The sequence below is a fragment of the Pseudomonas sp. SJZ078 genome (assembly GCF_007828255.1).
Taxonomy (GTDB): Bacteria; Pseudomonadota; Gammaproteobacteria; order Pseudomonadales; family Pseudomonadaceae; genus Aquipseudomonas.
This window is the reverse complement of the sequence record NZ_VIUG01000007.1, coordinates 188,830-210,967: the sequence shown is the minus strand read 5'-3', so window position 1 is coordinate 210,967 and position 22,138 is coordinate 188,830. Positions and strand designations below refer to the sequence as shown.

17 protein-coding genes are annotated in these 22,138 nt (G+C 60.8%); 6 read left to right on the top strand and 11 right to left on the bottom strand.

What is annotated here, in order from left to right; translation table 11 throughout:
- Positions 1–290: 290 nt before the first annotated feature.
- The 10 genes from FBY02_RS09700 to bioB all read right to left on the bottom strand — a co-directional run bounded on the left by FBY02_RS09700 (position 291) and on the right by bioB (position 12,873).
- Positions 291–2,069, bottom strand: a complete 1,779-nt coding sequence (locus FBY02_RS09700) for an acyl-CoA dehydrogenase C-terminal domain-containing protein (RefSeq protein WP_144926559.1) — start codon at positions 2,067–2,069, stop codon at positions 291–293.
- 223 nt (positions 2,070–2,292) lie between these two features.
- The gene (locus FBY02_RS09695; protein ID WP_144926556.1) at positions 2,293–4,089 is read right to left on the bottom strand and encodes an acyl-CoA dehydrogenase C-terminal domain-containing protein; all 1,797 of its coding nucleotides are present in this window, start codon (positions 4,087–4,089) and stop codon (positions 2,293–2,295) included.
- Between the two features lie 91 nt (positions 4,090–4,180).
- Positions 4,181–5,470, bottom strand: a complete 1,290-nt coding sequence (locus FBY02_RS09690; protein WP_144926553.1) for a diguanylate cyclase — start codon at positions 5,468–5,470, stop codon at positions 4,181–4,183.
- Positions 5,471–5,802: 332 nt separating this feature from the next.
- On the bottom strand, positions 5,803–7,608 hold the full coding sequence (locus FBY02_RS09685) for a phenylacyl-CoA dehydrogenase (RefSeq protein WP_144926550.1): 1,806 nt from the start codon (positions 7,606–7,608) through the stop codon (positions 5,803–5,805).
- A 274-nt stretch (positions 7,609–7,882) separates the two neighbouring features.
- A complete protein-coding gene (locus FBY02_RS09680) occupies positions 7,883–8,179 on the bottom strand; it encodes a pyrroloquinoline quinone biosynthesis protein PqqE (RefSeq protein ID WP_144926547.1) in 297 nt (98 codons plus the stop codon).
- A 106-nt stretch (positions 8,180–8,285) separates the two neighbouring features.
- A complete protein-coding gene (bioD, locus tag FBY02_RS09675) occupies positions 8,286–8,966 on the bottom strand; it encodes a dethiobiotin synthase (protein ID WP_144926544.1) in 681 nt (226 codons plus the stop codon).
- Positions 8,963–9,775 (bottom strand): malonyl-ACP O-methyltransferase BioC, encoded by an 813-nt coding sequence (gene bioC, locus FBY02_RS09670; protein ID WP_144926541.1) that lies wholly within the window; start codon positions 9,773–9,775, stop codon positions 8,963–8,965. Before bioC ends, bioD begins: the two co-directional genes overlap by 4 nt.
- On the bottom strand, positions 9,768–10,499 hold the full coding sequence (locus FBY02_RS09665) for an alpha/beta fold hydrolase (protein ID WP_144926538.1): 732 nt from the start codon (positions 10,497–10,499) through the stop codon (positions 9,768–9,770). The genes bioC and FBY02_RS09665 overlap by 8 nt, the downstream gene beginning before the upstream one ends.
- Positions 10,492–11,670 carry an 8-amino-7-oxononanoate synthase gene (gene bioF / locus FBY02_RS09660; protein WP_144926535.1) on the bottom strand — a complete coding sequence of 393 codons (1,179 nt, stop codon included), beginning with the start codon at positions 11,668–11,670 and terminating at the stop codon, positions 10,492–10,494. Before bioF ends, FBY02_RS09665 begins: the two co-directional genes overlap by 8 nt.
- Before the next feature lie 147 nt (positions 11,671–11,817).
- On the bottom strand, positions 11,818–12,873 hold the full coding sequence (gene bioB, locus FBY02_RS09655; protein ID WP_144926532.1) for a biotin synthase BioB: 1,056 nt from the start codon (positions 12,871–12,873) through the stop codon (positions 11,818–11,820).
- Positions 12,874–12,964: 91 nt separating this feature from the next.
- On the opposite strand from bioB, the gene FBY02_RS09650 reads away from it, so the two are divergent.
- The 5 genes from FBY02_RS09650 to rarD all read left to right on the top strand — a co-directional run bounded on the left by FBY02_RS09650 (position 12,965) and on the right by rarD (position 18,715).
- A complete protein-coding gene (locus FBY02_RS09650) occupies positions 12,965–13,705 on the top strand; it encodes a ComF family protein (protein ID WP_144926529.1) in 741 nt (246 codons plus the stop codon).
- A 56-nt stretch (positions 13,706–13,761) separates the two neighbouring features.
- Positions 13,762–14,526, top strand: a complete 765-nt coding sequence (locus FBY02_RS09645; RefSeq protein WP_144926526.1) for a TOBE domain-containing protein — start codon at positions 13,762–13,764, stop codon at positions 14,524–14,526.
- A gap of 67 nt (positions 14,527–14,593) precedes the next feature.
- On the top strand, positions 14,594–16,495 hold the full coding sequence (locus FBY02_RS09640; RefSeq protein WP_144926523.1) for a PhoX family phosphatase: 1,902 nt from the start codon (positions 14,594–14,596) through the stop codon (positions 16,493–16,495).
- A gap of 170 nt (positions 16,496–16,665) precedes the next feature.
- Entirely contained in the window at positions 16,666–17,640 is a 975-nt protein-coding gene (locus FBY02_RS09635; protein ID WP_144926521.1) for a serine/threonine protein kinase, read from the top strand.
- Between the two features lie 187 nt (positions 17,641–17,827).
- On the top strand, positions 17,828–18,715 hold the full coding sequence (gene rarD, locus FBY02_RS09630; protein ID WP_144926518.1) for an EamA family transporter RarD: 888 nt from the start codon (positions 17,828–17,830) through the stop codon (positions 18,713–18,715).
- Between the two features lie 216 nt (positions 18,716–18,931).
- Here the strand turns inward: rarD and FBY02_RS09625 are convergent, their stop codons facing one another.
- A complete protein-coding gene (locus FBY02_RS09625) occupies positions 18,932–19,450 on the bottom strand; it encodes a glycine cleavage system protein R (protein ID WP_144926514.1) in 519 nt (172 codons plus the stop codon).
- Positions 19,451–19,895: 445 nt separating this feature from the next.
- Between FBY02_RS09625 and FBY02_RS09620 the strand changes: the two genes are divergently transcribed.
- A complete protein-coding gene (locus tag FBY02_RS09620; protein ID WP_144926510.1) occupies positions 19,896–22,073 on the top strand; it encodes a malate synthase G in 2,178 nt (725 codons plus the stop codon).
- Positions 22,074–22,138: the final 65 nt, after the last annotated feature.

Here is a 22,138-nt window from a genome sequence, read left to right as displayed (position 1 = left end):
TGAATGGGCATAAAAAATCCGATACCAGAGGACTGGTATCGGATTTTCTAGAAAGCCCGGCTTGGACTCAAATGCTTAAGTGAACAGCATTACGCCGAAGCGGGGCTTTGCAGACTGTTTCCCTGATATCCCTTTCACTCCGCCATCCTGGCGGAATCCTACGTGTCCGTGTTGTTGCTCTGCGCATCCTGCGCGACGTCCATGTGAAGTAGATTAGCCTTGGATCCAATTGACCGATAGAGGGAAATCGGCATCACGTAATGTAAGCATTTGCTTACATTACGCTGTTTTCAGAACTGCGCTGCGTCCAGCAGGAACAGCGACTCACTACCTGCCTTCACCGAAGCGCTCAAGGAATGGATTCGCGGCAGCAGGCGGGCGAAATAGAACCGCGCAGTCCCCAGTTTGCTGGCGTAGAAGTCATCCTGGCTTTCCTTGCCCAGCGCCGCCTTGGCCATCAACGCCCACATATAGGCGTAGGCGGTATAACCAAACGCCTGCAGGTACTCCACCGAAGCCGCGCCGATTTCGTTCGGGTTGCTTTTCGCCCGGTCCAGCACCCAGTCGGTCAGCTCATCCAAGGTACCGATGGCATCATTCAATGGCTTGGTGAACTCGGCCAGATCGCTGCTCGCGGTGGCGGTGAAGTGGCGGATTTCGTCGGCGAACAGCTTGTAGAACGCGCCGCCACTGCCGACGATCTTGCGCCCTACCAAGTCCAGCGCCTGGATACCGTTGGTGCCTTCGTAGATCTGGGTGATGCGCACATCACGCACCAACTGCTCCTGGCCCCACTCGCGAATGTAACCATGGCCGCCGAAAATCTGCTGGCCATGCACGGTGGTTTCCAGGCCCAGATCCGTCAGGAACGCCTTCGCCACTGGCGTCAGCAACGCAACCAGGTCTTCGGCACGCTTGCGGGTGGCCGGGTCTTCGCTGAACTTGGCGGTGTCCAGTTGCATCGCCACATAGGTGGAAAATGCCCGACCGCCTTCGTTCGAGGCTTTCATGGTCAGCAACATCCGCCGCACATCGGGGTGGACGATGATCGGGTCAGCGACTTTGTCCTTGTTCTGCGCGCCGGTAGGCGAACGGCTCTGCAAGCGATCACGGGCGTATTCGATAGCGTTCTGGTAGGAGCGCTCACCGGACGCCAAACCTTGGATACCAACACCCAGGCGTTCGTAATTCATCATGGTGAACATCGCCGCCAGGCCTTTATTCGGCTCGCCGACCAGATAACCGACGGCTTCGTCGAAGTTCATCACGCAGGTGGCAGACGCCTGGATGCCCATCTTGTGTTCGATCGACCCGCAATTGGCGGCGTTGCGCGCACCCAGGCTGCCGTCGGCGTTGACCATGAACTTGGGTACCAGGAACAGCGAAATACCTTTCGGGCCGGCCGGCGCATCCGGCAATTTTGCCAGCACCAGGTGAATGATGTTCTCGGTGAGATCGTGTTCGCCGCCGGTGATGAAGATCTTGGTACCACTGACCTTGTAGGAGCCGTCGGCCTGGGGTTCGGCCTTGGTGCGAATGATCCCCAGATCCGTACCGGCATGGGGCTCGGTCAGGCACATGGAGCCCGCCCAGATGCCGGCGTACATGTTCGGCAGGTACGCCGCTTTCAATTCTTCGCTGGCGTGAGCATTGATCGACAGGCAAGCCCCTGCGGTCAGCATCGGGTACAGACCGAAGGACAGGCTGGCAGAGTTGACCATTTCCTCGACCTGGGCCGAAACAGCCTTGGGCATGCCCATGCCACCGTAGACAGGGTCGCCGCCAACGCCGACCCAACCACCTTCAGCGTAAGTCTGGTAGGCCTGTGGGAAACCTGCCGGCGTGGTGACGGCACCGTTCGCCCAATGGCAGCCTTCTTCGTCAGCGGCACGGCTGAGGGGCGCAATGCTTTTGCTGGTGACTTTACCGGCTTCTTCCAGAATCGCTTCGACGGTTTCAGCGTCGACGGTCTCGGCCAATGCCGGCAGTTCGGCCCAGAGCTTCGCGACCTCGAACACTTCATTGAGGACGAAGCGCATATCGCGCAGGGGCGCTTTGTAGTCAGCCATGGCAAACCTCGTAGGATCTAAACAGTTGGTCCGTGGGAAAACGGTTTTTGCAATGGTCGGAGTGTACCTCAACAACTTTTGCGACACATAGGGTCAACCCATGACTATTTTGTTATTTTTAGTCACCAGAAAAGATTGCAGCCTTCGTTAGCTCCTACATGAAAATGCGTATTCCCTGTAAGAGCTGGCGAAGCCTGCGATCCTTGTCGGCACTCCCTCTAAATCAAAGGGCAAACAGCTCGGCAGGCAAACTCATCAGACAATCACTCCCCGCCTCGATGGCGGCCCGATGGGCAGCCGTGCGCGGCAACAGGCGCTTGAAGTAGAACTCGCAGGTCGCCAGTTTGCCTCGGCAGAAATCGGCATCGCCGTTACCACTGTCAAGTTGCGCCTGGGCCACCAATGCCATGCGCAGCCACAGATAGGCCAGGATGATGTAGCCGCTGTACATCAGATAATCCACAGAAGCGGCGCCCACTTCGTCCGGATTTTTCATGGCGGCCATGCCGACCCGGGTGGTCAGTTCGCCCCACTGCCGGTTGAGCCCGTCGAGTTGTGCGACGTAGTCCTTGAGCTGTGGGTGCGCGGTATTCGTGGCGCAGAATGTGTGGACGATCCTGGTGAACCCTCGCAGCAGCTTGCCCTGGCTGCCCAGCACTTTGCGCCCTAACAAATCCAGGGCCTGGATACCGTTGGTGCCTTCATAGATCGGCGCGATGCGGCAGTCCCGCACCAACTGTTCCATCCCCCATTCGCGGATGAAGCCATGGCCGCCAAACACCTGCATGCCATGATTCGTCACCTCAAGCCCTGTCTCTGTCATGAAGGCCTTGCAGATCGGAGTGAGAAAGGCCAACAGATCCTCAGCCTCCTGACGGGCGCTTTCGGCGGCGCCCAGGTGCGCCGTGTCCAGCAGTTGCGCAGTAAAGTAGGTCAACGCCCGATTGCCTTCGTTAAAGGCTTTCATGGTCAGCAACATCCTGCGCACGTCGGGATGGACAATAATCGGGTCCGCGACTTTCTCCGGTGCCTTGGGGCCGGTAAGCGAGCGCATCTGCAAGCGGTCGTTGGCGTATCTGATCGCGCCCTGGAAGCTCGTCTCACCCAGGCACAAGCCCTGCATGCCGGTGCCGAGCCGGGCATGATTCATCATGGTGAACATGCAATTCAGACCCTTGTTGGGCTCACCGATCAGGAATCCCTTGGCGTCGTCGAAGTTCAACACGCAGGTGGCGGAAGCCTTGATGCCCATCTTGTGTTCGATCGAACCGCAGGTCACGCCATTGCGTTCTCCCGCCTCACCCGTGGCGTCAGGCAGGAACTTGGGCACGATGAACAGCGAGATGCCCTTGGTGCCGGCGGGAGCGTCCGGCAGTTTGGCCAGCACCAGGTGAACGATGTTTTCACTCATGTCGTGTTCACCGGCGGAAATGAAGATCTTGCTGCCGGAAATCCTGTAGCTGCCGTCGGCCTGGGGCGCGGCGCGGGTCTTGATGATGCCCAGGTCCGTGCCGCAATGGGCTTCGGTCAGGCACATGGTGCCGGTCCATTGGCCGGCGGTGAGCTTGCTCAGGTAAGTCTGTTTCTGCTCTTCGGTGCCGTGGGCTTGAATGGCCGACATGGCGCCGTGGGTCAGGCCCGGGTACATGCCCCAGGACGTGTTGCTGGAGGCGATCATTTCGCTGATGACCAGGCCCAGGGAACCGGGCAGGCCTTGGCCGCCATAGGCCGGATCGGCGGCCAACCCGTGCCAGCCGCCCTCCACGTACTGTGCGAAAGCCTCTTTGAAACCTGTAGGCGTGGTCACCACACCGTTGTCGAAATGACAGCCCTCTTCGTCGCCGGAACGATTGAGCGGCGCCAGTACGTTCTCACAAAAGCGTGCACCTTCCTCGAGGATCGCGTTGACCATGTCCGGACTGGCATCGCTGGCCCCCAGTTCGGCATAACGGCCATGGAAATCGAAAACGTGGTCGATCAGGAAGCGCATGTCACGCAGGGGAGCTTTGTACTCGGGCATGGTGATTTTCTCCGGTAGCAGATCGTTCAAACCTACTGCCGGCCACCGGGGCTCACAATCACAGTCCAGACGCTGAATGCGCCGTCATCACTCAACCCGCGGCGGCTTCCATGCGTACCGCGCCACGGCGGTTCTGACCAAAGGCAACCACACAGTTGCGTCCGGCGCTCTTGGCGTTATAGAGGGCCTGGTCGGCGGACTTGAGGACTTCTTCAGGCGTACGCTGCTCGAGGCGCTCCGCGACGCCAATGCTGACCGTTACCGACACGCTGGATGCACCCGCCCCGGAGCGGCGCTGGCGGCCTTGTTGGTCATCCTGGGGGCGGCTGTCGGGATTGCGCAGTTGAATGACGTACGTCTCGATGGACTGGCGGATGACCTCAAGATGAGGCATACACTCATCGATGGTTTTGCCTGCAAATACCAACGCAAACTCCTCGCCACCGTAGCGATAAGCCCGACCACCGCCACCGATCTTCGACAGTTTGCTGGCCACCAGGCGCAGCACTTGGTCGCCCACGTCGTGACCGTGGGTGTCGTTGAATTTCTTGAAGTGGTCCACATCGCTCATGGCCAGCACATAGTTGCGACCCAGCCGTTGCATGCGCTCATTCAGCGCCCGCCGTCCCGGCAGGCCGGTCAGCTCATCCCGAAACGCCATCTGATAGGCCTCATGGGCAACCGCCGCAGCGATCATCAGCATCACCTGGCTGCACATGATGTTCAGGGTGAATGGCAGGATGAAGGTTTTCGGCAACATCCAGAACAGCCCCAGCACGCCCACCAATTGCGCGGCGTGCAGGGGCCGGGGATTACGCCAGTACTGCCATGACAGCAACAGGAATACGCCGATGAACACCGGATAGGACAACTGGATCAGGCTCATCCACGCACCATGCAACGCCGGCCAGCGGATCTCCGAAAGCCACAGCAACAAGGCTTGGGGAAAGCTCTGCTCCAAGGCCAGGGCTACACCGCCAAAAGCCAGTAGCACCGCAAAACGCGCCACCATGTCCTGGAACAGGTGGGTACGCTCTTGCCACGCCGCGAACAAGCCGAACAACAGCGGCAGCAACAGGCAGATGAGGTGGAACACCACGGCGGCGTCTTCGCGCACCCTGCCGTTGTCCCGGTAGAAATCGGTCTGGGTGTCCAACAGGAAGTAGCCGATGTACACCGTAACCATCAAGAACAGCTCGCGCTGGCGTCGGTAAACCGCGCAGTACGCGCCGCCCAACAGCAGCACCAGGGTAGGAAGAACGTTGAACAACGAGGTGAAGAAGACGTTGAGATCCTTGACGTAGGCAGCCGCAAGCCCCGCCAGCAACAGCAGCAGCGAAGGTAGGAAATGACTGAAACGTACAGCGGAAGAACGCGGCAAGGGTAAAGCTCCAACCCGGCTGATCAAAGATGGCATTGTGCCTGCTATCAGGGCAATAAGGCACGAGAGATGTGACAGATGTCACACTGCCATCGCTGTAACGGCAGGAGGAGATTTTTTCTTAGGGGCCGGTTGGATGAATATTGTTTCAGAATCACCGCGTAACCCTGTGGGAGCGAGCCTGCTCGCGATAGCGGTATATCAGACAGTATCTTTGTCGACTGACACACAGCATCGCGAGCAGGCTCGCTCCCACAAGTTTGTATGACGGCCATGAAAAAGCCGCTGCGTCCCGAAGGAGGCAGCGGCTTTGGTGACGAACCGCCTGAGGCTTAGTAACCCAGTGCGAAGTCTTCTTCTTTCATGTCCATCAGGTTATTGGCACCCGACAACATGGCAGCCACGTGGGTACGGGTACGCGGCAGGATGCGCTGGAAGTAGAAACGCGCCGTCTGCAGCTTGGCGGTATAGAAGGCTTCTTCGGTGGTGCCGGCAGCCAGTTTTTCCGCCGCCAGACGCGCCATGTCGGCCCAGAAGTAGGCCAGGCAGGCGTAGCCGGAGTACATCAGGTAGTCCACCGAGGCCGCGCCGACTTCTTCGCGGTCTTTCATGGCTGCCATGCCGACCTTCATGGTCAGCTCGCCCCACTCCTTGTTCAGCGCGGCCAACGGTCCAACGAACTCCTTGACCGCTTCGTTGCCTTCATTGCCCTGGCAGAACTTGTGGACGATCTTGGTGAAGCCCTTGAGCGCTTCGCCCTGGGTCATCAAGACTTTGCGGCCCAACAGGTCGAGAGCCTGGATGCCGGTGGTGCCTTCGTACAGCATCGAGATGCGGCTGTCGCGAACGTTCTGCTCCATGCCCCACTCGGCGATGAAGCCGTGGCCGCCATAGATCTGTACGCCGTGGTTGGCCGATTCGAAGCCGACTTCGGTCATGAACGCCTTGGCGATCGGCGTCATGAACGCCAACAGCGCATCGGCCTTTTTCTTCTCTTCTTCATCGACGCCATACTTGACGATGTCGACCTGCTTGGCAGTGAAGTAAACCATTGCCCGGTTACCTTCGGCGAAGGCCTTCATGGTCAGCAGCATGCGGCGCACGTCGGGATGCACGATGATCGGGTCGGCAGCCTTGTCCGGCGCTTTCGGGCCAGTCAGGGAGCGCATCTGCAGGCGGTCACGAGCGTACTTCAGGCCGCCCTGGAAACCGATTTCAGCGTGGGCCAGGCCTTGCAAGGCGGTGCCCAGGCGTGCGGTGTTCATGAAGGTGAACATGCAGTTCAGGCCTTTGTTCGCCGGGCCGATCAGGAAACCGGTGGCCGCGTCGAAGTTCATCACGCAGGTGGCGTTGCCGTGGATGCCCATCTTGTGTTCGATCGAACCACAGCTCACCGCGTTGCGCTGGCCGATGGTGCCGTCGGCCTCAGGCAGGAACTTGGGCACGATGAACAGCGAAATGCCCTTGGTACCGGCCGGAGCGTCCGGCAGGCGTGCCAGCACGATGTGGACGATGTTGTCGGCCATGTCGTGTTCGCCGGCCGAAATGAAGATCTTGGTGCCGGTCACCTTGTAGGAACCGTCGGCCTGTGGCTCGGCCTTGGTGCGCAGCATGCCCAGGTCGGTACCGCAGTGGGGTTCGGTCAGGCACATGGTGCCGGTCCATTCACCGGATACCAGCTTGGTCAGGTAAGCCTCTTGCTGCTCGGGCGTACCGTGCTCGGAAATGGTGTTCATCGCGCCATGGGACAGGCCCGGGTACATACCCCAGGACCAGTTGGCTTCGCCAACCATTTCGCTGACCGCCAGGCCCAGCGACTCCGGCAGGCCTTGGCCGCCATGCTCGACGTCATGGGCCAGGCTTGGCCAGCCACCTTCGACGAATTGCTTGTAGGCTTCCTTGAACCCGGTCGGGGTTTTCACACCGGACTCGCTCCACGTGCAACCTTCGGTGTCACCCACGCGGTTCAGCGGAGCCAGCACCTGCTCACAAAACTTGGCGCCTTCTTCGAGAATGGCGTCAACCATATCCGGAGTTGCGTCCTGGCAAGCCGGAAGGCTCTGATAATGCGCTTCATAGCCAAGCAGTTCGTCACGAACGAAGCGAATATCACGCAAGGGGGCCTTGTAGTCAGGCATAGCGATAACCTCTGCTGATGTAACCGGGGATGAACGACCGCGTAGATTTATTGTGACGGTCAAACAGTTGTTTGAAACATACGTTTACGCCTAAATCTTGTCAAGCGCCGATCTTTTGCCGTTCGTCATCGTCACATCGAAAAATGTCAGACAAGTGCGTCCTGCGCGCTGTACGCCCACAGCGCGTGAAGAAAAGATTAGTTGAGCGTGAAGGAGTTAGAGACGAAAACGCCGCGAATAGTCGCGGCGTTTTTGGCAAATCGGAGATTCAAGATCAAGCGAAGGTATCGATCAACGTACCCAGCATCTCATCGGATGCCTTGGCCACATTCACGCCCGCCTGTACCTGGAACTTGCCCTGGGCCATTTCAACCATGTTGCTGGCAAGGTCCGATTGCTGGCTGCGATCCACCGACCGCAGGCGATCGACCTGAACTTCGGACGACTGGCTGGTAACCGCACGCTCGATGGTGTTGTTAGCGATCTGGGAGGAGGCCTGATCGACGCGGTTCTGGCCTGTCTGAATAGTGCTCAGACCGGCATAGAATGCGGTATTTCCTGAGATTTCCATGGCAAGGCTCGTTTCTTGAAGGGTCTGACGGAGCCATTGAATCAGAAGCAATAGGAAAAGGCCCGACAAAAACACTAATGGCACAGTGCCTTGTTATAGGCAAACCCTAATCCAGCAGGTCCAGATGCAGGTGCCCAGCCACGGTTTCCGCCGTCACGCCTTTGATTCGTGGCACCCGGCCCAGGCACGGTGCCGGAAGGCGTTCGGCAAGCGTGGCCAGGTTTTCCTCCAGGCGCGACGTCTTGGGATCGACGATATTCGCCACCCAACCGGCCAGTTGCAGGCCGTCCCGGGCGACGGCTTCAGCGGTGAGCAACGCATGACTGATACAGCCCAGCCGTACCCCTACCACCAGGATCACCGGCAGACCCAAGGCCATTGCCAGATCCGAGAGATTGTCCTGATCGGCCAACGGAACACGCCAGCCGCCCGCGCCTTCAATCAAGGTGAAATCGGCTTGCAGGGCCAGTACGTCACGCATCGGCCCCAACAACGACTGCACCGTCAATGCCACGCCGGCTTCCCGGGCCGCCAGATGCGGTGCGATGGCCGGTTCGAACGCCACCGGGTTGACCTGGGCATACGTCAGTGGCACCGAACATTCCGCGAGCAGGGCCAGGGCGTCAGCATTGCGCAGGCCTTTGGGCGTGACCTCGCAACCCGAGGCCACGGGCTTGCCGGCGGCGGTGCTCATCCCGGCCTGTCGTGCTGCGTGTAGCAGGCCGGCCGCAACAGTGGTCTTGCCCACATCGGTGTCGGTGCCGGTGATGAAGTAAGCCTGGCTCATAGGGATTTCTCCAGCACGGCATAGACCACCTGATAGGTCGCGGGCAACCCTTCTGCCCGACGAAATTGCTCATAGGCTTCCATCATCCCCAGGATCCTCGCTCTGCCGGTCAACCCACCCGGGCGGCCGGGATTCAGATTATGGGCGCCAAGGGATTTCAATTCATGGGTCAGGCTGCGTACGTCCGGGTAATACAACACATGGGGACGGTTCTCGAGGCTGACGACCTTCAACCCGCTTTCCATGCACAGCTGTCGATAGGTTTCGAACTCCCGAAAACGGTTGACGTGCACCAGGCCGTCTACCTGGCGCCAGCTGTCGCGCAATTCGTACAACGTACCAATGCAGAGGCTGGTGAAAGCAAAAACCCCGCCCGGCTTCAGTACACGATGCACCTCACTCAACACCGAGGGAAAATCCGCACACCACTGCACCGCAAGGCTGGAGAACACCAGGTCGCAGCTCGACGCTTGCAGAGGCAAGCGCTCCGCGTCACCGGCCACGAAATACGCAGCCCCGCCCTGAGGCCGGGCATGATTGAGCATCCCTTCAGCGATATCCAGCGCAACGCCGCCCGCCATGCCGAAGCGCGCGCCCAGCGCCCGGGTGAAGTGACCGGTACCGCAACCCACGTCCATCCAGCGTCCCGGCATGGACGGGGCAGGTAACTGCGCCAGCAACTGCTGGCCCACGTCGCGCTGTAATTCGGCCACGCTGTCATAGCTGGCCGCCGCCCGGGAAAACGAAGCCGCCACCTGGCGCTTGTCAGGCAAGGCGCCGGGCAATTTGGGAAGGGATAGATCAGTCATCACCGGACTCATGCAAGAAGGCCTGGATCGCCCCCGCGACACCGTGCGGGTCTTCCAGGAGAAATCCATGACCGGCCTGTTCGATCAGGCCGATCTCGACATCCGGCAACAATGCCAGCAATTCACTCGCGGCCTCGGCCGGCACCAGGGCGTCGAGCCCGGCAAACAGATGCAGTTGCGGACCACGGAAGCGCTGCAAAGCGGCACGAGTATCCAACTGCGCCAGCAATTGCAGACCCGCCATCGACACCTCCGGCGCAGTGTTCGGTGCGCCGGCCAGCAGCAGCCTCGCCAACCCGCGGGGATCGCTGCAACCCTGGGCACACAATAAACTGAAGCGTTTGAGGGTCTGGCGTGGATCGGCGGCACAGCCGGCGAGGAAGCCGTCGAACGTATCACCGGCCATCGCGCTCGGCCATTGTTCATGGGCCACAAACGCTGCGTTGCTCGCCAGGGTCAACAATCCACAGCATCGCTCGCCCCGACGCGCGGCCAACTCCGAGGCCAGCATGCCGCCCAGGGACCAGCCACCCAACCAGGCGTCCTGGGGCACGCAGGCGTCCAGTTCGTCGAGCCATTCTTCGGGATCGCTCGTGGTCAGGGCCGGCAACGGTTCGATTTCCACCCGCAGATGCTCATCGAGCCCGTGCAGCGCAGCGGCCAACGGCTCCAGCGGGGAAACGCCCAGCCCCCAACCGGGCAGCAATATCAATCGATCACGCATGGCTTGCCTCCGGTCCCAGTCGGGCAAAACACTCGGCCAGTGCATTCAACAATAGTTGCACCTGGGCCTCGCTGTGGGCGGCCGTCAGGGTCACGCGCAAACGGGCGCTGCCGGCCGGCACGGTGGGTGGCCGTATTGCAGTGACCATCAGCCCTCGTTCGCGCAGCATGTGCGACAGGCGCATCGCTCGACCGGCGTCACCAATCAGAATCGGCTGGATCGGCGTGAAGCTGTCCATCAGTTGCAGGCCGATCTGCTCCGCGCCATGGCGGAACTGACGGATCAACACCTGCAGATGCTCGCGTCGCCAATGCTCGCTGCGCAGCAGCTCAAGACTTTTGAGCGTGGCGCAGGCCAGGGCCGGCGGTTGACTGGTGGTGTAGATATAGGGGCGGGCAAACTGGATGAGGCTCTCGATCAGTTCTTCACTACCAGCCACAAAAGCACCGGCGGTGCCGAAGGCCTTGCCCAGTGTGCCGACCAGCACCGGCACGTCTTCCTGGCTGAGACCGAAGTGCTCGACGATACCGCCTCCGTTCGCACCCAACGGACCGAAACCGTGGGCATCGTCGACCATCAGCCAAGCGCCCCTGGCCTTGGCTTCATGGACCAGGGCCGGCAAATCGGCAACGTCGCCGTCCATGCTGAAGACCCCGTCGGTGACCACCAGGGTATTACCGGTGGCCTTCTCCAGACGACTGGCCAGACTTTGCGCATCGTTGTGCAGATAACGGCTGAAACGCGCGCCGGACAATAGCCCGGCGTCCAGCAACGACGCATGATTGAGCCGGTCCTCCAGCACCGTATCGCCCTGCCCGACCAGCGCGGTCACAGCACCGAGGTTGGCCATGTAGCCGGTGGTAAACAGCAGCGCCCGCGGACGACCGGTGAGATCGGCCAAAGCTTCCTCCAGGGCGTGATGCGGACCGCTATGGCCGATCACCAAGTGGGAAGCACCGCCACCCACTCCCCAGCGAGCCGCCCCGGCACGCCAGGCTTCGATCACCTGCGGGTGATTGGCCAGGCCCAGGTAGTCGTTGTTGCAGAACGCCAGCAACGGTTGGCCATCCACCACCACCTCCGGCCCCTGTGGGCTTTCGAGCAGCGGACGCTGGCGATAGAGGTTTTCGGCACGACGGGCAGCCAGGCGTGCGGCGAGATCGAAGGGCATGCTGGCCTCGGTGACGCTATTTAAAGACTGAAGGTTTTCCCTGTGGGAGCGGGCTTGCTCGCGACTGCGGCGTGTCAGGCGAAACAAGGTTGCCTGACACACTGCATTCGCGAGCAAGCCCGCTCCCACATTTAACTCCGCGTCGACTTACACCGCCGCGTTATAGAACTGCTCGCTGCTCTTCTGTTCCACCAGCGCCTGTTCAATCGCGGCCTGGTGCACCTCATCGGCATGTTCTTCACGGGCTTCGGGCTGGATGCCCAGGCGTGCGAACAATTGCATGTCCTTATCGGCCTGCGGGTTGGCGGTAGTCAGCAGTTTGTCACCGTAGAAAATCGAATTGGCGCCGGCCAGGAACGCCAGGGCCTGCATCTGTTCGTTCATCGCCTCGCGACCGGCGGACAGACGGACATGGGACTTGGACATCAGGATCCGCGCCACGGCGAGCATGCGGATGAAATCGAACGGGTCGACGTCCTCGGCATTTTCCAGCGGCGTGCCGGCGACCTTGACCAGCATGTTGATCGGCACCGACTCCGGATGCTCCGGCAGGTTCGCCAGCTGGATCAGCAGGTTGGCGCGGTCGTCCAGGGACTCGCCCATGCCGAGGATGCCGCCGGAGCAGATCTTCATCCCGGAATCACGCACATAGGCCAGAGTTTGCAGGCGCTCGCTGTAGGTCCGGGTGGTGATGATGCTGCCGTAGAACTCCGGCGAGGTATCGAGGTTATGGTTGTAGTAATCCAGGCCGGCCTGGGCCAGTGCCTCGGTCTGCTCCTGGTCGAGACGCCCCAGGGTCATGCAGGTTTCCAGGCCCATGGCCTTCACGCCTTTGACCATTTCCAACACGTACGGCATGTCCTTGGCCGATGGATGCTTCCATGCCGCGCCCATGCAGAAACGGGTCGAACCGATGGCCTTGGCGCGCGCGGCCTCTTCGAGGACCTTCTGCACTTCCAGCAGTTTTTCCTTGTCCAGCCCGGTGTTGTAGTGGCCGGACTGCGGACAATATTTGCAATCTTCCGGGCAGGCACCGGTCTTGATCGACAGCAGCGTGGAAACCTGGACGCGGTTGGCGTCGAAATGCGCGCGGTGCACGGTCTGCGCCTGGAACAGCAGGTCATTGAACGGCTGGACAAAGAGTGCTTTGACTTCGGCCAAAGACCAGTCATGACGCAGGTTGGCAGTGGTGCTGGCGCTCATGGGTATTTCCTTGATTATGCTTGGCTGGCGACTGGGGGCACGCAATACCCACAGGCGCGACACGGATGTTCGGCATATTTAAGGAAGAGTCATGCGCTGTCAACCACGATACGAAGGGTCAGTTTACATCTGGTTAAAAAACAAACAATCTTGTCTATTGTGTGGTGACGTCACCGACACACAGCAGCCGATCTGCACGCCTTGCGAAAGTGAATTGCCCTGGCTCGGTGATCAATGCGCCATCTGTGCCCTGCCGCTGCCCATGTCCGGGCTGCGTTGTGGGCAATGCGCCGCGCAACCACCGGCCTTCGAACGGGTCCTGGCGCCCTGGGCTTACGATTTCCCGGTGGACAGCCTGATCACCCGCTTCAAGCACCAGGCAAAATGGCCCCTCGGTCGCCTCATGGGTGAACTGTTGGCGCAGTCGCTGCAGCATCAATTCGATGAAGGCCTGGAACAGCCCGACGCGCTGGTCCCGGTGCCGCTGGCGGGTCGACGCCTGCGCCAGCGCGGGTTCAACCAGGCGACCCTGCTGGCGCGTTGGCTCGGTGCTGCGTTGCAGCTTCCCTGCGAAGAACATCTGCTGCTGCGCATCCACGACACTCCGGCGCAACAGGTACTCGACGCCAGGGCCCGGCGTCGGAATCTGCGCCAGGCCTTCGCTCTCGCGCCCGATGCAGCGCTGCGCAACCGCCACCTGGCCCTGGTGGACGATGTGCTCACCACCGGGGCCACGGCCCAGACACTGGCTCAATTGCTGCTCGATGGCGGTGCCGCCCGGGTCGACGTGTATTGCCTGGCGCGCACGCCAAAACCCGGTGAACCGGCTTGACGCGCGGGAGCCGAGGCGCCAACGTCCATTCATTCATCCTGTGCGCAGTTTCCACCATGTCATTACCTACGCTCCTGACCCAGCATATCGTCCGGCGTCCGCAACGCATCGCCCTGTTACAGCACATCGCCGAGCAAGGCTCCATCACCCGTGCCGCCAAGAGCGCAGGCCTGAGCTATAAGGCGGCGTGGGACGCCATCGATGAGTTGAACAACCTGGCGAACCAACCGTTGGTGGAGCGCAGCGTCGGCGGCAAGGGCGGCGGTGGTGCCAGGCTGTCGGAAGCAGGGCAGCGTGTGCTGCGCCTGTACCTGCGCTTGCAAGCCTTGCAGACGCAGTTGCTGGAAGCGAGCGAAGATGCCGGAGACTTCGGCCTGCTGAGTCGCCTGATGCTGCGCACCAGCGCCCGCAATCAACTGCACGGCAAAGTCCTCGGCATCGAAACCCAGGGCCATAACGACCGGGTGCGCCTGGAGTTGGCCCGTGGCCTGGTCATCGATGCGCAGATAACCCACGACAGCACGGTACGCCTGGAGCTGGCTATCGGCACCGAAGTGGTTGCGCTGATCAAGGCCGGCTGGCTGGAACTGTTTCCAAGCGGGCCCTTGGAAACATCGGGCATGAATGTTCTGCAAGGCGTCATCGAGTATATCGCCACGGCCACCGACGGTCCCAGCGAAGTGCGCATCGGCTTGCCCAATGGCCAGACCCTTTGTGCCCTGGCCGACCCATTCCAATTGCAAGCGCGCAACCTGAACACCGGCTCACCAGTGCAAGTGGTGTTTTCAGCAACGAATGTGTTGCTCGGGACCCCGCTATAAGCGCACTGAAACAAAAGCTTCATCGGCCCGCTTTAAGGTGACTGCCAAAACCAGCAGGGAGCCTGAGATGAGCCTATTAGAAGAAAACCAATCCACCGACCTGGAAAAGATCGTCGGCCTGAGCCGCCGTAGCTTTATCGGCGCCGGCGCCCTGTGTGGCGCGGCCATGTTCCTGGGCGGCAACCTGCTGAGCCGCAGCGCCCTGGCCGCCGCCGTCAGCCAAGGTAACAGCAAGTTGCTGGGCTTCGACAGCATCGCTGCCGCCACGGCCGACACCCTCACCCTGCCACCTGGCTACAAATCCTCGGTGCTGATCAGTTGGGGCCAGCCGTTGCAGAAGAACGCCGCCGCGTTCGACCCCAGTGGCAATGGCACCGCACGCGACCAGGAAATGCAATTTGGCGACAACAACGACGGCATGAGCCTGTTCCCGTTCCCTGGCGACGAGAATCGCGCGCTGATGGCGATCAACAATGAATACACCAACTACCGCTACCTCTTCGCCCATGGCGGCCAGCCGCAGTCGGCCGAAGACGTGCACAAGGCCCAGGCCAGTGAAGGCGTGTCGGTGATCGAAGTGAAGCGCCAGGGTGGCCAATGGCAGTTCGTCCAGGGGTCGCGCTACAACCGCAGGATCCATGGCAACACACCGATTGAACTGAGCGGACCGGCGGCCGGACATCAACTGCTGAAAACCAGCGCTGACAAGAGCGGCAAGAAAGTCCTCGGCACTTTCCAGAACTGTGCCAACGGCATGACCCCGTGGGGGACTTACCTGACCTGCGAAGAAAACTTCACCGACTGCTTTGGCAGCAGCACGTCCGATCTGCAGTTCGATGAAGCGCAAAAGCGCTACGGCGCCACCGTCACCAGCCGTGAGATCAACTGGCACCTGTTCGATCCACGCTTCGACCTGGCGAAGAACCCCAACGAACTCAATCGTCACGGCTGGGTGGTGGAAATCGATCCGTTCGACCCCGAGTCGACGCCAGTGAAGCGCACCGCCCTGGGCCGTTTCAAACATGAGAACGCCGCCCTGGCACAAACCAAGGATGGTCATGCCGTGGTCTACATGGGCGACGACGAGCGTGGCGAATTCATCTACAAGTTCGTCAGCCGCGAGCGCATCGATCACAAGAATCCCAAGGCCAACCGCAACCTGTTGGACCATGGCACCTTATATGTGGCGCGCTTCGACGCCGGCGACGGCAACCCGGACCATCCGAAAGGCAAGGGCCAGTGGATCGAGCTGACCCAGGGCAAGAACGGCCTCGATGCCGGCAGCGGCTTCGCCGACCAGGCCGAAGTGCTGATCCATGCGCGCCTGGCTGCCAGCGCCGTGGGCGCCACACGAATGGACCGTCCGGAATGGATCGTAGTCAGCCCGAAAGACGGTCAGGTCTATTGCACCCTGACCAACAACGCCAAGCGCGGCGAAGACGGCCAACCGGTGGGCGGCCCCAACCCTCGGGCCAAGAACGTCTATGGACAGATCCTGCGCTGGCGCACCGACCGCGATGACCACGCATCCATGACCTTCAGCTGGGACCTGTTCGTGGTGGCCGGCAATCCGACCGTACATGCCGGCACGCCGAAGGCAGGTTCCTCCAACGTCAACCCGCAGAACATGTTCAACAGCCCCGATGGCCTGGGATTCGACCAGGCCGGCCGACTGTGGATCCTCACCGACGGCGATGTCAGCAACACCGGGGACTTCGCCGGCATGGGCAACAACCAGATGCTCTGCGCCGACCCCGACAGCGGCGAAATCCGCCGGTTCATGGTCGGACCGGTGGGTTGCGAAGTCACCGGCATCAGCTTCGCGCCGGACCAGAAGGCTTTGTTCGTCGGCATCCAACATCCGGGTGAGTACGGCGGTTCGACGTTCCCGGAGCACCTGCCCAACGGCAAGCCACGCTCGTCGGTAATGGTGATTACCCGTGAGGATGGCGGCATCATCGGCGGCTGATAAGGCCCATCGCGAGCAGGCTCGCTCCCACAAGGATCAGCAACATTGAAGATCCAATGTGGGAGCGAGCCTGCTCGCGATGGCTTCAGCACAGTCACCACCTATCTGCCTCCGTCTGCGCTACCATGCTGAGCCGAACGCGGCAGCCCTGCCGCTGCGCAGGAGTCAGCATGTCCCATCCCTTCGAAACTCTCACGCCCGACCTGGTGCTCGATGCCGTAGAAAGCATGGGCTTGCTCAGCGACGCCCGTGTGCTGGCCCTCAACAGTTATGAAAACCGCGTCTATCAGGTCGGCATCGAAGACGCCGAGCCGCTGATCGCCAAGTTCTATCGCCCCCAGCGCTGGACCAACGAGGCGATCCTGGAAGAACACCGCTTCACTTTCGAACTGGCCGATTGCGAGGTACCGGTGGTGGCTCCGTTGGTTCACAACGGCGCCAGCCTGCATGAACACGCGGGGTTTCGCTTCACCCTGTTTCCTCGGCGCGGCGGCCGTGCACCGGAGCCAGGCAATCTCGACCAGTTGTATCGCCTGGGGCAATTGCTCGGACGCCTGCACGCGGTAGGCGCCAGCCGTCCGTTCGAACACCGTGAGGCCCTGGCGGTGAAGAACTTCGGCCATGACTCACTGGCCACCGTGCTGGAAAGCGGTTTCGTCCCCCGCAGCCTGCTTCCGGCCTACGAGTCGGTGGCAAGGGATCTGCTCAAGCGTGTCGAAGACATCTACGCTGCCACGCCCCACCAGAACATTCGCATGCACGGTGACTGCCACCCGGGCAACATGATGTGTCGCGATGAAATCTTCCACATCGTCGACCTGGACGACTGTCGCATGGGACCTGCGGTACAGGACCTGTGGATGATGTTGGCCGGAGACCGCCAGGCATGCCTGGGCCAGTTATCGGAATTGATGGACGGCTACCAGGAGTTCCATGACTTCGACCCACGGGAACTGGCGCTGATCGAACCCCTGCGTGCCCTGCGCCTGATGCATTACAGCGCCTGGCTGGCGCGCCGCTGGGACGACCCGGCGTTTCCCCGCAGCTTCCCGTGGTTCGGCAGCGAACGCTATTGGGGCGACCAGGTATTGGCGTTGCGCGAGCAGCTGGCGGCGCTCAATGAAGAGCCGTTGAGGTTGTTCTGATTCGTCGTGGGAGCGGGCTTGCTCGCGAATGCAGCGGGTCAGGCAAAGTAGAGTGACCTGACCCACCGCATTTGCGAGCAAGCCCGCTCCCACAGGGATCTGCATCGCTGTTTACAAAGGTTCACCCCCAACCTGACAAATCTACTTACAATCACTCCTTTGTTAGCTGCCTAAGCAAGGATTCTGCATGCAAGCCGCCAACCCGCGTCGCGGGTATATCCTGGGCCTGAGTGCCTACATCATCTGGGGCTTGTTCCCCATTTATTTCAAAGCCATCGCCAGCGTGCCGGCCGTGGAGATCATCATCCACAGGGCGCTGTGGTCGGCGCTGTTCGGCGCGGCGTTGCTGATGGTCTGGAAACACCCGGGCTGGTGGCGCGAGCTGCGGGACAATCCACGTCGCTTCGCGATCCTGGCCTTGAGTGGCACATTGATCGCGACCAACTGGCTGATCTACGTCTGGGCGGTGAACAATGGTCGCATGCTCGAAGCCAGCTTGGGTTATTACATCAACCCACTGGTGAATGTGTTGCTGGGGATGCTGATCCTCGGCGAACGGCTACGGCGCATGCAATGGCTGGCGGTGGGGTTGGCGGCGGTTGGCGTAGCGCAGCAGGTCTGGCAGGTCGGCAGTTTGCCGTGGGTGTCCCTGGCGTTGGCGTTGACCTTCGGCTTCTACGGCCTGATTCGCAAGCAAGCCCCGGTCAAGGCCTTGCCAGGGCTGGTGGTGGAAACCTGGATGCTGGTACCGATCGCCATAGCCTGGTTGCTGTTCAATCCGACGGCCACCAGTGCTCAGGCAGCTTTCTGGACGACCTCCGAAGCCTGGTGGCTGGTGGCCGCCGGCCCGGTGACGCTGGTTCCGCTGGTGTGCTTCAACGCCGCCGCCCGGCATCTGCCCTACACCACACTGGGATTTCTTCAGTACATCGCACCGACATTGGTGTTGCTGCTGGCAGTGCTGTTGTTCGGCGAGCATCTGTCGTCCAGCACCTTGGTGGCATTTCTGTTTATCTGGGCCGGGCTTGCGGTATACAGCATCGATGCAGTGATCAGTATGCGCCGACGCAACTGATCAAAAATCGTACACCCCTCTACAGGCCACGCCGGACGTGGCCTGCGTTGATCCGCCCCAAGGTTATCCACAGCGTCATCCCCGCCGTTTGTGCACAAGCCATTGAAAACTGGCGATTTTTTGATCATCGCTGGGGAAGGCAAGCCGGGCGTGGGCTGGCGCTGAGTCTCTACAGGTTATCCACAGGCAGGTGCAGCTTTTCCTTGGATAACCGGCTCACGCTTCATCGCTCAGTTTGAGCTCCACCATCAATTCGTCAGCCAAGGTTTCCAGATGCTCCTGCAACGTGTCCAACGACAAGGTCAGCGGCACGCCCAGGATCGCTTCGGCATGAAACAGTAATTCGCTGCTCATCGGCGCCGGCCCGACATGGGTCACCAGCCGCTCGACATTGACCCCCTGCTCACTCAACAACCGGGTGATGTCCCGCACGATGCCGGGACGGTCGTTGCCCACCAGCTCCATGGCGATGGGTTTCCAACTGCAGGATTCTTCGATCGTGCTTTCTGCGATGAGCACGCGAATACCGTGGCTCGCCAACCCCTGCAAGGCTTCGATCAGATCCTCATGGGATTCGGCCGGAACGCTGAGACGCAGTATCCCGGCAAACTGCCCCGCCAGATGCGACATGCGGCTTTCCAGCCAGTTACCGCCATGCTCGGCAATGCACTGGGCGATGCGCTCGACCTGCCCGGGTTTGTCCGGGGCGAAAACGGTGATGACGAGATGGTCCATGGCGCAGCCCTCTTGTTGTGAGAAGCAAGAGTATAGGCAAGCCACGCCATCCGCACAGATACGCTCCCAGGCCATCATCCTGTGTACGACTTGTAGAATTATCTGGAACAATTCATAGGTTTTTTGAGAACATCAAATACCTCGTCGTGACCGTACTGCTTTAGTCGGTCGCGGAACGACGCAATTAGTCTAATTTTCACAACCGCAACTGTTCATGTAGTATGCCGCAGCAAGCACTACATAATGTTGGACCGATGTCTGCTTAAGGCGCAGTCGCATCCCTGAAAGCCCCGTCAGCAAGGCTTAACGCCCGTGATAGGTCCCACCCAGCCGCCAGCGATGGCATGTACTGGTTCCGGGGTTTGTGGTTTAAATGTCCCGAGGCTTCATTGTCAAAATCGAAGAGCTGAAAAGCGAAATAGCTGAGCAGAGTGAGAGGCAAGCAATGACTGAACACGTTCAAGTCGGTGGCCTTCGGGTCGCCAGAGTCCTGTTCGACTTCGTGAACAACGAAGCCATCCCCGGTACCGGTCTGACCGCCGACCAGTTCTGGGCCGGTGCCGACAAGGTCATTCACGATCTGGCGCCGAAGAACAAAGCCCTACTCGCCAAACGCGATGATTTCCAGGCTCGGATCGATGCCTGGCACCAGTCGAAGGCCGGCCAGGCCTTTGATGCTGTGGCTTACAAAGCCTTCCTGCAAGACATTGGATATCTGCTGCCAGAAGCCGCGGATTTCCAGGCTACGACTCAAAATGTCGATGACGAAATCGCCCGCATGGCCGGCCCGCAGCTGGTAGTGCCGGTGATGAATGCCCGTTTCGCCCTCAACGCCTCGAACGCCCGCTGGGGTTCGTTGTACGACGCGTTGTACGGCACCGACGCCATCAGCGAAGCCAACGGCGCGGAAAAAGGCAAAGGCTACAACAAGGTTCGTGGCGACAAGGTCATTGCCTTCGCCCGCGCCTTCCTCGACGAAGCTGCCCCCTTGGCAGCCGGTTCCCACGTCGACTCCACTGGTTACAAGATCGTCGACGGCAAGCTGGTGGTCGCCCTCAAGGGCGGCAGCAACAGCGGTTTGCGTGACGATGCCCAACTGATCGGCTTCCAGGGCGACGCTTCGGCCCCCACCGCGGTACTGCTGAAGCACAACGGCCTGCACTTCGAAATCCAGATCGATGCCAACACCCCGGTCGGCCAGACGGACGCTGCCGGCGTCAAAGACATTCTGATGGAAGCCGCGCTGACCACCATCATGGACTGCGAAGACTCGGTTGCCGCCGTCGATGCCGATGACAAGGTAGTGATCTACCGTAACTGGCTCGGCCTGATGAAAGGCGATCTGTCGGAACAGGTCGCCAAGGGCGGTCAGACGTTTACCCGCACCATGAACCCCGACCGTGCGTACACCGCCGTCGACGGTTCGAGCCTGACGCTGCATGGTCGCTCGCTGTTGTTCGTGCGCAACGTCGGCCACCTGATGACCATCGACGCGATCCTCGACAAAGACGGTAATGAAGTGCCGGAAGGTATTCTCGATGGCCTGGTGACAAGCCTGGCGGCGATCCACAGCCTCAACGGCAACACCTCGCGCCGCAACAGCCGCACCGGCTCGGTGTACATCGTCAAGCCGAAGATGCACGGCCCGGAAGAGGTCGCGTTCACCAACGAGCTATTCGGCCGTGTCGAAGACGTACTGAACCTGCCACGCAACACCCTCAAGGTCGGGATCATGGACGAGGAGCGCCGTACCACGGTCAACCTCAAGGCCTGCATCAAGGCTGCCAGCGAGCGCGTGGTGTTCATCAACACCGGTTTCCTGGACCGCACCGGTGACGAAATCCATACCTCGATGGAAGCCGGCCCGATGGTGCGCAAGGCCGACATGAAAGCCGAGAAGTGGATTGCCGCCTATGAAAACTGGAACGTCGACATCGGCCTGAGCACTGGCTTGCAAGGTCGTGCGCAGATCGGCAAAGGCATGTGGGCCATGCCTGACCTGATGGCGGCGATGCTCGAACAGAAAATCGCCCACCCGATGGCCGGTGCCAACACCGCCTGGGTTCCATCGCCGACCGCCGCCGCGTTGCACGCGTTGCATTACCACAAGGTCGACGTGTTCGCCCGTCAGGCCGAACTGGCCAAGCGGACTCGCGCCTCGGTGGACGACATCCTGACCATCCCGCTGGCGGTCGACCCGAGCTGGACGCCAGAGCAGATCAAAAACGAGTTGGATAACAATGCCCAGGGCATCCTCGGCTACGTGGTGCGCTGGATCGACCAGGGCGTCGGCTGCTCCAAGGTGCCGGACATCAACGACATCGGCCTCATGGAAGACCGCGCGACGCTGCGCATTTCCAGCCAGCACATCGCTAACTGGCTGCGCCACGGCATCGTCACGCAGGACCAGGTGATGGAAAGCCTCAAGCGCATGGCGCCGGTGGTGGACCGTCAGAACGCCAGCGACCCGCTATACCGTCCGTTGGCACCGGACTTCGACCGCAACATCGCTTTCCAGGCAGCGGTCGAGCTGGTGATCGAAGGCACCCGGCAGCCCAACGGCTACACCGAGCCGGTACTGCACCGTCGTCGCCGTGAGTTCAAGGCGGCCAATGGGTTGTGATTGAGCGGTAGCGATAAATGAGAAGGCCCCGCTCTTGCGATCAGGGCCTTTTTTGTGGTTCTTCA

Excerpts from the sequence above, each read along its gene's own strand:
- FBY02_RS09700 (WP_144926559.1), bottom strand. The coding sequence starts at position 2,069 with ATGGCTGACTACAAAGCGCCCCTGCGCGATATGCGCTTCGTCCTCAAT.
- FBY02_RS09695 (WP_144926556.1), bottom strand. The coding sequence starts at position 4,089 with ATGCCCGAGTACAAAGCTCCCCTGCGTGACATGCGCTTCCTGATCGAC.
- FBY02_RS09685 (WP_144926550.1), bottom strand. The coding sequence starts at position 7,608 with ATGCCTGACTACAAGGCCCCCTTGCGTGATATTCGCTTCGTTCGTGAC.
- FBY02_RS09680 (WP_144926547.1), bottom strand. The coding sequence starts at position 8,179 with ATGGAAATCTCAGGAAATACCGCATTCTATGCCGGTCTGAGCACTATT.
- bioD (WP_144926544.1), bottom strand. The coding sequence starts at position 8,966 with ATGAGCCAGGCTTACTTCATCACCGGCACCGACACCGATGTGGGCAAG.
- bioC (WP_144926541.1), bottom strand. The coding sequence starts at position 9,775 with ATGACTGATCTATCCCTTCCCAAATTGCCCGGCGCCTTGCCTGACAAG.
- FBY02_RS09665 (WP_144926538.1), bottom strand. The coding sequence starts at position 10,499 with ATGCGTGATCGATTGATATTGCTGCCCGGTTGGGGGCTGGGCGTTTCC.
- bioF (WP_144926535.1), bottom strand. The coding sequence starts at position 11,670 with ATGCCCTTCGATCTCGCCGCACGCCTGGCTGCCCGTCGTGCCGAAAAC.
- bioB (WP_144926532.1), bottom strand. The coding sequence starts at position 12,873 with ATGAGCGCCAGCACCACTGCCAACCTGCGTCATGACTGGTCTTTGGCC.
- FBY02_RS09650 (WP_144926529.1), top strand. The coding sequence starts at position 12,965 with ATGCGCTGTCAACCACGATACGAAGGGTCAGTTTACATCTGGTTAAAA.
- FBY02_RS09645 (WP_144926526.1), top strand. The coding sequence starts at position 13,762 with ATGTCATTACCTACGCTCCTGACCCAGCATATCGTCCGGCGTCCGCAA.
- FBY02_RS09640 (WP_144926523.1), top strand. The coding sequence starts at position 14,594 with ATGAGCCTATTAGAAGAAAACCAATCCACCGACCTGGAAAAGATCGTC.
- FBY02_RS09635 (WP_144926521.1), top strand. The coding sequence starts at position 16,666 with ATGTCCCATCCCTTCGAAACTCTCACGCCCGACCTGGTGCTCGATGCC.
- rarD (WP_144926518.1), top strand. The coding sequence starts at position 17,828 with ATGCAAGCCGCCAACCCGCGTCGCGGGTATATCCTGGGCCTGAGTGCC.
- FBY02_RS09625 (WP_144926514.1), bottom strand. The coding sequence starts at position 19,450 with ATGGACCATCTCGTCATCACCGTTTTCGCCCCGGACAAACCCGGGCAG.
- FBY02_RS09620 (WP_144926510.1), top strand. The coding sequence starts at position 19,896 with ATGACTGAACACGTTCAAGTCGGTGGCCTTCGGGTCGCCAGAGTCCTG.